At 46.0% G+C, this 14,337-nt stretch carries 12 protein-coding genes and 1 pseudogene; 10 read left to right on the forward strand and 3 right to left on the reverse strand.

Annotated elements, in window-relative coordinates:
* Positions 1-251: pseudogene (locus G470_RS0104100) on the reverse strand (IS30 family transposase); the annotation flags it as partial.
* A gap of 441 nt (positions 252-692) precedes the next feature.
* On the opposite strand from G470_RS0104100, the gene G470_RS12645 reads away from it, so the two are divergent.
* The 6 genes from G470_RS12645 to G470_RS0104130 are packed head-to-tail and all read left to right on the forward strand — an operon-like array spanning position 693 to position 7,277.
* Positions 693-1,769, forward strand: a complete 1,077-nt coding sequence (locus tag G470_RS12645; protein ID WP_051258409.1) for a glycosyltransferase — start codon at positions 693-695, stop codon at positions 1,767-1,769.
* Positions 1,766-2,848, forward strand: a complete 1,083-nt coding sequence (locus G470_RS12650) for a glycosyltransferase (RefSeq protein WP_051258410.1) — start codon at positions 1,766-1,768, stop codon at positions 2,846-2,848. The genes G470_RS12645 and G470_RS12650 overlap by 4 nt, the downstream gene beginning before the upstream one ends.
* A 31-nt stretch (positions 2,849-2,879) precedes the next feature.
* Complete coding sequence (locus G470_RS0104115; protein WP_028273722.1) at positions 2,880-4,220, forward strand: oligosaccharide repeat unit polymerase; 1,341 nt, start codon at positions 2,880-2,882, stop codon at positions 4,218-4,220.
* A gap of 20 nt (positions 4,221-4,240) precedes the next feature.
* The gene (locus G470_RS0104120) at positions 4,241-5,767 is read left to right on the forward strand and encodes a lipopolysaccharide biosynthesis protein (RefSeq protein WP_028273723.1); all 1,527 of its coding nucleotides are present in this window, start codon (positions 4,241-4,243) and stop codon (positions 5,765-5,767) included.
* Between the two features lie 14 nt (positions 5,768-5,781).
* Positions 5,782-6,540, forward strand: coding sequence for a YveK family protein (locus G470_RS0104125; protein WP_028273724.1), 759 nt, complete (start codon positions 5,782-5,784; stop codon positions 6,538-6,540).
* A gap of 11 nt (positions 6,541-6,551) precedes the next feature.
* Positions 6,552-7,277 (forward strand): CpsD/CapB family tyrosine-protein kinase, encoded by a 726-nt coding sequence (locus G470_RS0104130; protein WP_028273725.1) that lies wholly within the window; start codon positions 6,552-6,554, stop codon positions 7,275-7,277.
* A gap of 389 nt (positions 7,278-7,666) precedes the next feature.
* On the opposite strand, the gene G470_RS0104135 is transcribed toward G470_RS0104130, so the two are convergent.
* Entirely contained in the window at positions 7,667-8,902 is a 1,236-nt protein-coding gene (locus tag G470_RS0104135) for an MFS transporter (protein WP_028273726.1), read from the reverse strand.
* A gap of 277 nt (positions 8,903-9,179) precedes the next feature.
* Here G470_RS0104135 and pyrF point away from each other — a divergent pair, with 277 nt between their 5' ends.
* Positions 9,180-9,893 (forward strand): orotidine-5'-phosphate decarboxylase, encoded by a 714-nt coding sequence (gene pyrF / locus G470_RS0104140; RefSeq protein ID WP_028273727.1) that lies wholly within the window; start codon positions 9,180-9,182, stop codon positions 9,891-9,893.
* The gene (gene pyrE, locus G470_RS0104145) at positions 9,890-10,519 is read left to right on the forward strand and encodes an orotate phosphoribosyltransferase (protein ID WP_028273728.1); all 630 of its coding nucleotides are present in this window, start codon (positions 9,890-9,892) and stop codon (positions 10,517-10,519) included. Before pyrF ends, pyrE begins: the two co-directional genes overlap by 4 nt.
* A 42-nt stretch (positions 10,520-10,561) precedes the next feature.
* On the opposite strand, the gene G470_RS0104150 is transcribed toward pyrE, so the two are convergent.
* Positions 10,562-11,668 (reverse strand): CdaR family transcriptional regulator, encoded by a 1,107-nt coding sequence (locus G470_RS0104150; protein WP_028273729.1) that lies wholly within the window; start codon positions 11,666-11,668, stop codon positions 10,562-10,564.
* Positions 11,669-11,827: 159 nt separating this feature from the next.
* Here G470_RS0104150 and G470_RS0104155 point away from each other — a divergent pair, with 159 nt between their 5' ends.
* On the forward strand, positions 11,828-13,099 hold the full coding sequence (locus G470_RS0104155; RefSeq protein WP_028273730.1) for a GntP family permease: 1,272 nt from the start codon (positions 11,828-11,830) through the stop codon (positions 13,097-13,099).
* Entirely contained in the window at positions 13,077-14,258 is a 1,182-nt protein-coding gene (locus G470_RS0104160) for a glycerate kinase (protein ID WP_476692346.1), read from the forward strand. The genes G470_RS0104155 and G470_RS0104160 overlap by 23 nt, the downstream gene beginning before the upstream one ends.
* Positions 14,259-14,337: the final 79 nt, after the last annotated feature.

The raw sequence follows: 14,337 nt of genomic DNA on the forward strand, positions 1-14,337 counted from the left end.
ACTTTATCTTTAATGTATTGGGTTTGTTTTCTTGTAAAGGTCTTTTTCTTAGCGCCACACTTTGATTTATTCTGTTTATACTGATCAAAGTATTCTATAATTGAACCGCCTTCCTTTAGGAAGGAAACGACATTATAGACCGGTTGATTTGATCGACCGATTTTCCGAGCAATCTTATAAGGTTTTAATCCAGTATCAAAATAAGTTTCTATCCAGCTAAGTTCTTTCATGGTAAGATGTGTGTAGGCCATTTGTGGTCACTCCTCTAATTTTCGTGGTTGGAACTTAGTGAGAGTGTATCACAAATGGTTTTCTATTTTTCTAGCTTAATTTTACAATTCAAGTTTTTAAAAAAGAGTAAATTTTGATTTTTTTGCTGGTATTCTTCTCCGCTACGATGTAATATGGAGACAAGTAAGAAAAAGGATAACGTTTCCAGAATCCGTATCCTTCGACTCATCAGGTTTACCCATCATTCCCACCTTAAACCATCCTCGGTTTATCTTTTTACATTCCTTTATTTTTTCTTTATCCAAACTCGTTCCATCCATATTTTTTTATTATTCTTTGTTTTCCCCATTTATTGAAAATAGGAGAGACCAGGCTTATTTAGTGTATTCTCTTTTTCATCCCCGCAGCATTCCAGAGCATTATTCCCCTAAAAAAAACTCCATAGGAAGAAGGTATTCCCCATGAAAGTACTCCATGTGTTGTATACAAGCCAGTTGTCAGGTGCGGAGAATGTCGTCGCGGACATCTGCATGATGTTTGAAGGCGAGATTGAAACCGCCTACTGTTCGCCGGATGGGACAATCCGTTCTGCTTTAGACGATCGAAATGTCCGGTTTCTTCCGATGAAAAAATTTACTTATTTGGAGCTGAAAAGAGTTATCCGCACTTTTGATCCCGATCTTATCCATGCCCACGATGTCCGAGCGACCGTTTTGGCCTCTCTTGCTGCTGGAGATATTCCGTTGATTTCGCATCTCCATGTCAATAAAGACGATATGGCACGAGCAACGGTGAAATCCATTTTGTACAAATGGGCAGTGGAAAAAGCGGAAAAAGTGATCATGGTTTCCACCAGCTGTCTGGACGAATACCGCTATAAGGCAGCCATCAAAGAAAAAGCTGTCTTATTGGAAAACGTATTGAATCCAGATCGTGTTGAAAAACTGGCCAATTATGACAAAAAAGATTATGGATTCGATTTTGTGTTCATTGGCCGGCTCACCGATCAAAAAGATCCCGAACGCATCGCAAGAGTCGCCTCCAAGGTGTTGCAGAAAGTGCCTGGGAGCCGGTTTGGCATCATCGGGGAAGGGCCGCTGAAAAAAGACATGGAACGTATCTTTGAACAAGAGCAAGTCAGCGATCAAGTGACGTTTACAGGCAGACTGTCTTATCCTTACAGGGCATTGAAAGACTCTTCTTGCCTGCTGATGTGTTCCAAATATGAAGGGACACCCATCGCTGCGCTTGAAGCGATGGCGTTGTCGGTGCCGATTGTATCCACCCCGGCGGACGGGATGAAGCAGCTGGTTGTGCCGCACGAAACAGGATTTCTTTCCACCAATGATGAAGAACTAGCAGAATCAGTGGTGCACTTGCTCACATCACTTGACTTACAGGAAGATATGTCCAAAGCCAGCTACCGATATTACCAGCGATTGAATGACCACGAAGCCTATAAGAAAAAGCTGGCGGATCTTTACAAGACAGTTCTTCAACCCGTTTCCATACCTGAGAAAGTGGAGGTGGAATCATGAAGAAAAAAATGGCTGTATTGGTTCCTTCCATGGCTGGCGGAGGCGCAGAAAAAGTCGTGGTAAATTTATTGAGAAACATCGACAAAGAGGCGTTTGATGTTCACTTGGTGCTGGTCCGGGCGGAAGGTCCTTATATGGATCTGGTTCCCGATTCCATTTCCATGACCGATTTGAACGCTCCCCGTGTCCGGTATGCCCTCACGAAACTGATTAAGACGCTTAACTCAATCCAGCCGGAATTGATTTTTTCCACACTCGATGAATTGAACTTGGCGTTGGTCCTCGTGAAACCCTTTTTGAAACAGAGTCCCAAACTCATCGTAAGAGAAGCCAACACCCCATCAAAAACCCTCAGCACATTATCTTCTCTAGACAAAACAATCACCCAATTCTTATACCGTCGTTTTTATCCTAAAGCAGACTTGATCATTGCGCAGTGTGATGCGATGAAACAAGACATCATCCGCACCTACAATCTCCCCAGCGAAAAAATCACCTACATTTACAATCCCTTGGATATCCATGACATCAGAAACAAAGCGTTGAAGGAAAATCCGTATGACACAAGGAACATCAATCTGCTGGCTGTCGGAAGATTGAGTTACCAAAAAGGGTTTGATGTGCTGTTGCGGGCATTCAAACACGTCCTTCAAGAAGAACCGTCAGCCAGACTCACGCTGCTGGGAGAAGGAGAACTGTTGGAAGATTTGTCCCAGCTGGCAGTGGATCTGCAAATAGACAAGCAAGTAGATTTTTCTGGGTTCAAAAAAAACCCGTACCCTTATTACTTCCATGCGGATACATACGTATTGTCGTCGAGATGGGAAGGATTCCCGAATTCATTACTGGAAGCCTTGGCGTGTGGAACGAAAGTGGTGGCCACCGATTGCCAAAGCGGACCCAGGGAAATCCTCTTGAATAATGACTATGGTCTGCTTGTGGAAGAAGAAAATCCGGAAGCACTTGCTGCGGGAATACTTGAATCGATTCGCGGAGAAAACAAGAGCAGCAACCGGGCGGACCGCTACCATATCGATTCAATCATGACAGAATACGAGGAAGTGTTCCTTCATGTATAGAGAATGCCTTGTGAAAGGGTGGAGGTGAATCATGGAAAGCATTGTATCAATTGCCGGCGGTTTGGTTGTTGCTGCGGTCGGCAGTTTCCTCATACTGAACAATCTGATCCGAAACAAAAAAATCCAGCTGGTCGACTGGACGCTGTTGATGTATACCGCTTTATACGGTATCGGGTTTCCAATCGTGTACATCGGAACACTTGCCGGGAAGAACTCCATGCCGTTCGATTATTTTATCCGGCAGTACGGTTTGGCAGAAATATTGTTTTATTACTGCATCGTGTTGTTGATGATGATCAGCACCATGTTCGGCTGGTCGTTGTTTCCGGAGAATACCAAAAAACAAGAGCAGCAAGAACTTGAGCCGCTCGAAGCCGATTCGTTTTTTCTCAGAAAATTCACGGGTTTCGCCTGGCTGATGTTTTTTGTCTCGTTTGCCGGTTACTATCTCTACACGCATGCCTATGGCGGTTTTATCGGGCTTTTGGATCACACCATCGCCATCCGCGCCGGGTATTCAACAGTCGGCAATCCGTTCAGTTTCTTGGAAAAATTTGGTCAATTTTCATTGGTATCCGCCTACTCTTTTTATGCGTTGATCATCGATCCGCGGTTAAAGAGCCATCACTTCAAATGGAACATGACGGGATTTGGTCTTTCCTTTTTGTTCAGTACATATGTGCTGTTCAGCTGGGGCGGCAGGGGAGCGATGGTGTACTTCTATCTGATTCTCGTCTTAGCCGCTGTGTACTTAAAAAAAGAACAGCTTTGGTCCTTCATACAAAATTTGTCGAAAAAAATGATTGCAGTTCCGGTCATCTTTTTCGGCCTGAATCAGCTGTGGGGAAGGTCAGAAGACTCGGACCTGTGGACCATGATTGTCGGGACGATTTCTTACCCGTTCGTTTCTTTCATTGGAGTATTCCAAAGTTTTACACACCGCTTTTTCGTGGATGTGGTGCAGGCGCCTTTGTATTTCCTTCCGAGCAGTTTGTGGGGAACCATTGATATGGAGACCGCCGATTCTTGGACAACCATTTTGATTTCCGGTGCGCGCAAAGGCGAGAGCGGCGGAAACGGACTGGTGACGGGAACGATTCCGAATGACTTTTTGACTTTTGGGTATATGCAGGCCAACGTAATCGGGGTCATTGCTCTGGCACTCATTTTCGGATTGGTGTTGAAAATCATTCATGTGAAAGTGTCCGACATTCCTTACCGCGGCATCCGCCATGTGTTGTACGCCATTGTCATCGTAAGATTTGCCATCTTGATCATTTTGGGCGGAGATCTTGCGCAAATCATCATCAGCAATTGGGGATTGTTCGTCTACCTCATGCTGTTCCAAATATATAAGGCAATCCGGCCATAGAAAAAGGGGGAAACCATCAAGTGGAAACGAGCAGAAGAAAGGCTACTGCCCAAAACATAGTGGTCGAATTTTCTTATCAGCTTATCATGATCAGTTTCGGCTTCATCATTCCGCGTTTATTTTTGACACATTACGGACCGACCATACACGGCTTGACGTCATCGATCACCAATGTCATGAGCTATGTTCTGCTGCTGAATGCAGGACTGAACACGGCTTCGATTCAAGCACTGTATGATCCGTTGAACCGCAAAGACACACAGCGTTTGAACGAAGTGTTGAATGCCATCCGGCAGTATTATTTCCAAACCGGCCTCATGTTCACAGCAGCCATTGTCGCGCTGGCCTTCATCCTTCCGATTTATATCCTGGACATTCCCAGAGGTACGGTGTTCAGTTTGATGCTGGTTATGGGGCTTCAGAGCACATTGAACAGTTTTCTCGTCAGCAAAAACACGGTTCTGCTCCAAGCCGACCAAAAATTGTACATGGCAACATTGTTCAATATGGCTGCCTTGTTCTTGAGGGGAATTCTTCAAACGGGACTTATTCTGGTCAACAGTTCCGTTATTGTCGTGCAGGCAGTGCCGGCGCTGATGATGCTCGTCATTATGGTGTTGCAGAACGTATACGTCCGGAAACACTACCCGGGATTGAATACACGAGTGAAGCCGGACAAAACCGCTTTGTCCAAACGCTGGTCGGCATTTTTGCACCAGATTTCTGGATTGGTCGTCAACAACACCGACATCATCATCTTGACTGTCGCAACAGGAGACATGATTTTGGTCAGTATCTATTCGGTGTACCAGCTGGTGTTTTCAAATCTCTACAATTTGATGAAAGCCGTCTTTTCAGAAGGAAGTGTGGCCAGTTTCGGGAGTTTGATGGTCACAAAAGACGAAGAAGGGATCAAGCGGAATTACAACTTGTATGAATTCATCTACTTTGCGGCTGTATCCGTCATTTATTCAGTGACCGCCGTCTTGATCTTGCCGTTTGTCAGTTTGTATACGGCGGGGACACAAGATGTGGCTTATGCGGATCCGCGGATCGCGGTCTTGTTCGTGGTGATCGGTGTGGTAAAAAACTTGCGTGTTCCAGGAACCACATTAATCGATGCAGGCGGCTTTTATAAAGAAACGCAGTGGCGGGCTGTGCTTGAAGCGTTCATCAACATCACGGTGTCATTGCTTCTTGTAGGGCGTTTAGGACTCTATGGTCTGCTTATAGGGACGGTCGCGTCATTTGCCTACCGCACACTGGACATCATTTTCTTCTCCAATCGGCATATTTTGAAGCAATCTTCAGGCAAAACGATGTGGCGGGCAGGGAAAGTGATCTTGATTGTCATGACTACGGTCTTCTTCTTCACCACTGTCTTCCCGCTGTCCATCAGCAGCTGGATGAATTGGATCCTCTCAGGTATCGTCATCGGTTTGTTCTCTGTCGCAGCCACATTCATTTTCAGCGTCTTGTTTGAGCAGTCACTCATGAAAGAAATGATGGTTTCATTTAAACAGTTCATCAAAGTCAAATTCGTTTAACAGGAGGGAATAAGATGGAAAAAGGAATCAGTTTGACACATGTGTTTCAAGTACTTAGAAAAAAAGCGGGATGGATCATCGGATTGAGTGTCACAGGATTGCTTATCGCGTGGATGGTTACACGATATGCGGTCACGCCGCAGTATACGTCCAACACAAAAATTTTGGTGAACTACACGCAGGCGAGCGACATCATCCAGCAGAGTGACATTGACATCAACTTGCAAATGATTAATACGTACAAGGATATCATTGAAAATCCAATCATATTGGATGATGTCCGGGAAGAGCTCAATTTGACCATCGGGAATGGCGAGCTGAGCCAAAAGATGGAAATCACCAGCAAAGAAAATTCCCAAGTGTTTGCCGTTCAAGTCACGGACGAAGACCCTGTGCAGGCGGCAGCAATCGCCAACACCATCGCGACAACATTTCAAGAAAACATCAATGAGATCATGAATGTCGAAAACGTCACCATCATCTCAAAAGCGGTTCCGTTTACGGAACCTGTTTCACCCAATGTGCTGCTGAATTTGGCAGTGGGCTTCCTTTTAGGATTCTTGTTGAGTATCGGGAAAATATTCTTCGATGAGTACACAGACAATTCAATCAAAACAGAAGAGTTTGTGACCGAAGAATTGGGATGGCTGAGTCTCGGTCAAGTGAACGAACTCACTGCAGAAGAACTGTCGACGCAAACGCGGACACAAGCAGCTGGAGCGATGGAACGAGAAGGCAGCAGTCGACGAGCCGGATTGAAAAGCAGGGTATAGGAGGAGTGACGATGATGAATGCGAAAAACAAACAGCCAAAAAGAGGTGCGGTCGAGGCGGCAACTTTGGTAGTCCAGGCGCAGCCATTCTCGATTGCAGCGGAACAATTCAGAACAATTCGAACGAACCTGCGTTTTACAATGGTGGACAAAAAAGTGAAGAGCATTGTTGTGACCTCAGCTAACGCGTCTTCAGGTAAATCGTTCGTTGCAGCAAATTTGGCCGCCACATTTGCGGCTGAAAACAAGAAAGTCCTGTTGGTGGATGCGGATTTACGCAAGCCAACCGTTCACCGCATTTTTGGAATCCGAAACTTCAATGGACTGACGACCTTGTTGACGGAAGAATCAATCCAATTGGAGCATATGGTCCACTACAGTTTGGTGTCGAATTTGTTTGTCCTGCCAAGCGGAGCGCTTCCGCCTAACCCAGCGGAATTGTTGTCCTCTCATCGGATGGACGTGTTGAAAGCTCAGATGGAAGAAGAGTATGACTTAGTAATTTTTGATATGCCGCCCATCCTTCCAGTTGCAGATGCACAAATTATGGCGGGCAAAACAGACGGGACCATTTTTGTTATTCCTCAAGGAGGAGTATCTAAGGAGGAAGGGAAAAAAGCGAAGCAGTTATTGGAAATGGTTCAAGCGAACATATTGGGTGCGGTGATGAACCGTGTGGAACCTGAAAAAGATTCATATTACTACTATGGAGAAAAGACAGATCCATATATGAATTAAACACCAAAACAGGCAGCTTCATTTTATTGACCCTGCCTGTTTTTAGTTTGGCAAGATGTTTTTGATTCCAACTCGAAAGGGAAGAGAACGCTGAGTTGGAATCAATCCTCGTTTTGATTCCAACTCAATGAAAAAAGAGGAACCGAGTAGGAACCAATCGTCATTTTGATTCCAACTCACGAAAAAAAGAGATTTGAGTAGGAATCATTTGGTGTTTTATCGACCACTCAAGAAGGATGCTAGGTTCGAGTGGTCGATAAGTGGAGATTTATAGCCCACTCGAGAAGGAAGATGGGGCTGAGTGGTCGATAAGCGACCTCCCAAAAACCGAATAGAAACAAAAAGGCAGAGAATAATAGAATCCATTCTCTGCCTTTTGCAATAGTTAGTTATCCTTTTACAGATGTGGCAGCCCGCATCGTTTTATACGACTCATTTTTCAATCCTGGAATGGTAAGCATCACAACAAAGCTGGTCAAGTACAGAACCGACAAGAAGCCCATCACCACGAACAAGTTGTAATGATCCATCAGAAAACCGATGGCGAGAGAGGAGAAGCCTCCAACCGCCCGGCCCACATTCAATACAGCGTTGTTCGCGATGGAGTGAATCCGACTTGGATACAATTGACTGACAATCGCGCCGTATCCTGGAAACATTCCGTTGACGAAGAATCCGACAAACGCGCCGCCGAACAGCAAGGTCAGCTGGCTTCCGGCATAGACGAACAAGAAGACAGAAGCGGCGGATACGAGCAAGAAGACGGCGAAGACATTGCGCGGACCAAATTTGTCCAACAGTCTGCCGAACGTCAGCATGCCTAAAGACATTCCAATGATCGTGGCGACCATCCACAAGGAAGATCCGGTGACCGACAAGCCGATGCGTTCCTGAAGAATCGACGGCAGCCAGTTCATCAATCCGAAGTAGCCGGCGATTTGAACGGTTGTCATGAACATCAGGGAAATCGTCGTGCGGGCCAATGCTTTCGTTTGAAACAATTCTTTCAGCGAAGGTTTAACTCTATCGATTTCTTCCGGAGATGCCATCAGTTCAAACTCCGAATCCACCGAGAAGTGCAGCCAAGCGACAAGAGCGATTGGGATCAAGCCGAACAAGAAGAGGCCTCGCCATCCCATGAACGGAATGACCAATCCGGCCAGCAGTGCCGCTGCAATGGAACCCAACTGCCCGGCGACACCGTTCCATGAAGACATGACGCCCATCTTCTCGGGAGGGGAGACTTTTGCGATGATACTGATGGCGATGCCGTATTCGCCGCCCGCACCGATTCCTGCAATGAAGCGCAGCAGGCAGACCCAGAAGAACGATTCAGCAAAGAACAAAGCAGCAGTAGCAAGTGAGAAAATCAGAATCGACCATTTGAACAGTTTGACGTTTCCTTTACGGTCCGCCAGCACTCCGAATACCAAGCCGCCTAACAGCATGCCGAGGTTCGTGATAGTAGAAATAAACCCTCCTTGCGCACCTGATAATCCGAGATCAGCAATAATGGACGATAACGCGAACGACAAAAACATGACGTTCATATCATCCAATCCTGATCCGGTCAAGGCTGCAAAGAGGGCTTTCCGTTTGTTTTTGGGCATAGTGGTACTAGCCATATGACATCTCTCCTTAAAATGGATGCTCTCTGTCATCCTTTATTTTAACTCCACAACAGTATAGCTTGTCTTTTTGAAATAGGCAAGTGGAAAAAATTCCGTTGACAATTTTCGGAGGGTTCATTAAGATGGGACCAGTACGAAATATGATTTCCTTAATTGAGTCCGGAGAGGCTGAAAGGAAGTGCGGACAATTGACGCAACACGATCCTTGCACTCCTATGCCCTTTTTTAGGCATAGGACTTTTTTTATGGAAATATTCAGGAGGATTTCAAGATGACTACGCAACCCATTATTGCACTCGACGTCCCGTCACGCAGCGAAGCCCGTTCATTCTTAAAAAGCTTTGGAGACGAGGAGCTTTATTTGAAAGTGGGGATGGAGCTGTTTTATGCGGAAGGGCCCGAGTTGATCCGGGAACTGAAGGAGATGGGACACCGAATTTTTCTCGATTTGAAGCTGCACGACATCCCGAACACGGTGTACCGCGCGATGCGGAACATCGCCGCATTAGGAATAGACATGGTGAACGTGCACGCGGCAGGCGGCAGCGAAATGATGCGCGCAGCCAAAAAGGGATTGGAAGAAGGTGCAGAAGGCGCTAGTCGGCCGCTTTTGATTGCGGTCACGCAGCTGACATCGACCACGGAAGACGCGATGCAGCGGGAACAACGGATTTCTCTGACACTGGAAGAAAGCGTCCTGCAGTACGCTAAGTTGGCACACGAATCCGGCCTGGACGGCGTCGTCTGCTCGGCTTGGGAAGCAGAAGCCATCCAAAAAGCGACGAGTCCAGACTTTTTGTGCGTCACACCCGGCATCCGCCCGGACGGCTCTGAAACAGGCGACCAGAAACGCGTCGCCACACCGGAAAGAGCCCGGGAAATGGGCGCTTCCTACATTGTTGTCGGCCGGCCGATCACACAAGCCGCCGCTTCGGTGACCGCCTACCACTCAATTTTCGACCAATGGAAAGGGGAACAACAATGAGCCAAGCACATACCTTCGCCGGCTTGCTGCTCGACTGCGAAGCCGTCACACTAAGACCAAACGAACCATTCACATGGGCCAGTGGCATCAAAAGCCCCATCTACTGCGACAACCGGATCACGATGAGTCATCCGTCTGTCCGGAAAGAAATTGCGCGCGGCTTGGCCGAATTGATCCGGCGCGTCTATCCGGAAGCAGAAGTCATCTCCGGGACCGCCACAGCAGGGATTCCCCATGCGGCTTGGGTCGCAGAGGAACTCGGTTTGCCGATGATTTATGTCCGCAGCAAAGCCAAAGGACACGGCAAGCAAAATCAAATTGAAGGCCGATTGTTGCCCGGACAAAAAGTCGTCTGCATTGAAGATTTGATTTCAACCGGCGGCAGCGTCATCGAAGCCGCTCAAGCCGTCCAGGAAACTGATGGAGAGGTTTTGGGCTGTGCCGCTATTTTCAGCTACCAGCTGGAAGCCGCCGACACAAATTTTGCTGAAGCGGGCTTTGAACTGCACACATTGTCGAATTACCAAGCTTTGATTGAAGAATCTTTGAAACGAAAAACCATCACGGAAGAGGAACGCGCGCTGTTGGAAGAGTGGCGCAAAAACCCGCGTGAATGGGGAAACTGAATTGGAAACAGCGGATCGCTTATTGGAGCGGTCCGCTGTTTTTTATTCACTGTGTAGCATGAAAGCAAAATAGAGGACCATGTAGTCAAATAATTGCTTGGGATCGTATCCGGTATACGAATGAATTTTATTCAAGCGGTATTGAAATGTATTTTTGTGAAGAAACAAATCGTTCGCTGATTTCTTCATACTTTTATTGTTTTTTCCATATGCGAAGAAGACCGACTGCAAATCCTGAAATTCTTCTTTTGGTATGGAAGAAAGAATCTTATGTGAATAATAGCCAGCCTCTTTTTCAGGCAGGGATGAAATAAGTACGCCAATATCCATGTTCTCATAAAATTCCAGCATGTTTTTAGTATGAGTGACTGCCCAGTCAGCAGCATCTATAGCTTTGGAAAAAGAGTCTCTTGCCTCTGCTTCAGAAGTTCCAGTTAAACCGATTCCGAAATGAAAAGTTACTTTCGTTTTATTCAATATTTCTTGTCCTAGAAACTTCAAGTAGTTTCGTATGATAGCCGGATTTTTCTCGTTGAAAAGGATATAAATGTTGTCTTCAATAATTGCGTATAGATGATCATTTTCCAAAAAAGATAAGCTGGATTCAATAATGCTCACTATGTTGTATTCATGAATGGGCATTTTTTGTGCACTTTTTCCTACAACTGCCGTATGAGGAATGGAATAGTCATAATTGAGCGCTTCGTTTGCCCAATCTTCTTTAGACTGCACTTGAGGTTTATTCAAGAGACTTTCGATAATGTACTTCGAGCGGTCTCTTTTTCTGAAAGTGATATCTTTTAAGTAATCTTCTTTGATTAAGATTTCTGTCATTTTTTTGATGATTTCTCCGTAGCGCTGAACTTCTTCTTTTTCGCCTGTGATTCCGATCACACCGATGACTTTGTCTTCGAAGAAAACAGGTATATTGATTCCTTTTTTACTGCCTTTATAAGACTGATCTGTTTCAATAATCAAGAATTGGTGTGTTTGAAGAACTTTTGCGGCCCCGCCATGCCAATTGCCAATACGGCTGGAATCGGTGCTGGCGATGATAAGGGCTTGGTTGTTCATGAAATTGATTTCTTGCTGTATGATGGTTTTCATCTGCATAACAATTTCTTGAGCAATCGCTGGTGATAATTCCATATGTTATCCCTTTCCTTAAGTGTTTTTATATATTGTAATTGTTCTACGGAACAATTTTCAAGAGGGGAAAACGCGTTCAAATCGTTCTGCAGAATATAGGAAGCGAATTCAAACCGCTGTACACTAAAGTTAGAAATAAAATTACGAGGAGGAAAACAAATGGAAGTGCAAGTCACCGCATTGGGTGCGCTGCTGGGATTGACAGTAGCGATTGTCTTGATATTTAAGAAAACACCGCCCGTTTATGGGCTGCTGATTGGGTCGATTGTCGGCGGGGTGGTCGGAGGAGCCACATTGACTGAGACAGTGGACCTTATGATCGGCGGGGCGCAAGGTATGATGACCTCCATTTTGAGGATATTGGCTGCGGGGATTCTGGCCGGAGTGTTGATTGAAACGGGAGCGGCCGAATCGATTGCGCAAACCATCATACGAAAAATCGGCGAGACAAGGGCGTTGCTGGCTTTAGCTGTGGCCACACTGTTGCTGACAGCTGTTGGGGTCTTTATCGATATTGCAGTAATTACAGTGGCACCAATTGCCTTAGTTATTGCAAAAAATGCATCCATCAGCAGACCCGCAATTTTACTGGCCATGATTGGAGGAGGCAAAGCGGGAAACATTATGTCTCCGAACCCCAACACCATTGCCGTTTCTGATGCATTTGAATTGCCATTGACTTCCGTCATGATGGCAGGAATTGTTCCAGGGATTGCTGCGTTAGTGGTGACTTATTTCCTTGCCAGACGCATTGCTGGAAAAGGAACAGCCATTACTAATGAAGAAGTGGATGAACCAACAGGAATACAAAAGGATTTGCCTTCATTTTTAACGTCCATTTCTGGGCCATTGGTTGCAGTCATTCTCTTAGCACTAAGACCACTTGCTGGTATTGTAATTGATCCAATGGTGGCACTTCCTGTCGGAGGAGTAGTGGGATCCATCATTATGGGAAAAGCGGCTGGCATCATTGATCAAATATCGTTTGGTCTTAGCAAAATGTCAGGAGTTGCTGTGCTGCTGATCGGAACCGGAACCATCGCGGGAATCATCACTAACTCAACGTTGGGGGATGTATTGCTGCAAGGCATCACCAGTTTAGGACTGCCTATTTACTTACTTGCTCCTATTTCAGGCATTGTGATGTCTGGGGCAACAGCATCCACTACATCCGGATCGATTGTCGCAAGTTCCGTATTCAGTACAACTCTCATGAATTCGGGATTCAGTTCATTAGGAGGAGCAGCCATGATCCATGCCGGGTCGACGGTTTTGGACCATATGCCTCACGGGAGTTTCTTCCATGCCACAGGCGGCAGCGTCACGATGGATTTCAAAGAACGTTTGAAACTGATTCCTTATGAATCGTTGATTGGATTATTCATCACCATTGTATCGGTATTGTTGTATGGCGTATTTGGAATTGGTTAAAACAGAAAGGGATGAAAACATGCATATCGTCATTGCCCCGGACTCATTCAAAGAAAGTTTGACAGCATTGGAAGCCGCAGAAGCAATTGAAAGCGGGTTTAAATCGGTAATGCCCGATGAAACATATACTAAAATACCTATGGCAGACGGCGGGGAGGGGACGGTCCAGTCCATCGTAGACGCTACAGGCGGCTCCGTCAAAAAGTTGACCGTCACCGGTCCGTTGCACGAACCTGTTGAAGCGTTTTATGGTTTGTCAGGAGACAAACAGCTGGCCGTCATTGAAATGGCCGCTTCTTCTGGATTGGAAAAAGTAGCGAAAGAAAACCGGAATCCTTTGCACACTACCACGTTAGGTTTTGGGGAATTGATCAAAGACGCATTGGATGAAGGCGTGAAAGAGATTTTGGTTGGAATCGGAGGCAGCGCCACGAACGACGGCGGAGCTGGCATGGTGATGAGTTTGGGCGGAAAGCTGCTCGACAAAGACGGCCGCTCGATTGCGCCAACCGGAGAAGGATTGGGTGACCTTCACTCCATCGACATCAGCGGGCTGCATCCGCGGATCAAAGAAGTCACCATCAAAGTCGCTTGCGATGTGGACAATCCATTGACCGGAAAGAATGGCGCTTCTTATGTGTATGGACCGCAAAAAGGCGGAACCGAAGAACAAATTGAGCAGCTGGATGGGTATTTGGCTCATTATGCGAAAATGGTTAAAAAAGCCGTGGGCAAAGAGATTGAACACGTTCCGGGTGCTGGAGCAGCGGGTGGTCTCGGTGCTGGATTGATGGCTTTCTTGGATGCGGAACTGCAAAGAGGAGGAGACTTGCTGGCAGACCTGCTGGACTTGGAAGAAACCATCAAAGAAGCGGATCTGGTGATTACAGGAGAGGGCGGAATCAACCATCAAACCATTTATGGGAAAACTCCTGTGGCGGTAGCAAAAGTCGCTAAAAAATACGATGTGCCGGTGATTGCCATTGCAGGATCTCTTTCCTCAGGGTATGACACGGTTCACGATGAAGGAATCCATGCCGTTTTCAGTATCATCCCTGAATTGTCCCCACTTGATGCACTGCTGAAAAATGGGTATGAAAATTTGACCAGCACAGCGGCCAATATTGCTTCGGTGGTTAAATTGTCTCAAAAACTGTAAATTCAGATGATTTGGGAAGAACGTTTCGAACATGAAACGTTCTTTTTTGTGTATTTTTATTACAAAATGAGCGTTATTA

Origin of the sequence: Atopococcus tabaci DSM 17538 (genome assembly GCF_000429585.1) — a bacterium.
GTDB classification, from domain to species: Bacteria; Bacillota; Bacilli; order Lactobacillales; family Carnobacteriaceae_A; genus Atopococcus; species Atopococcus tabaci.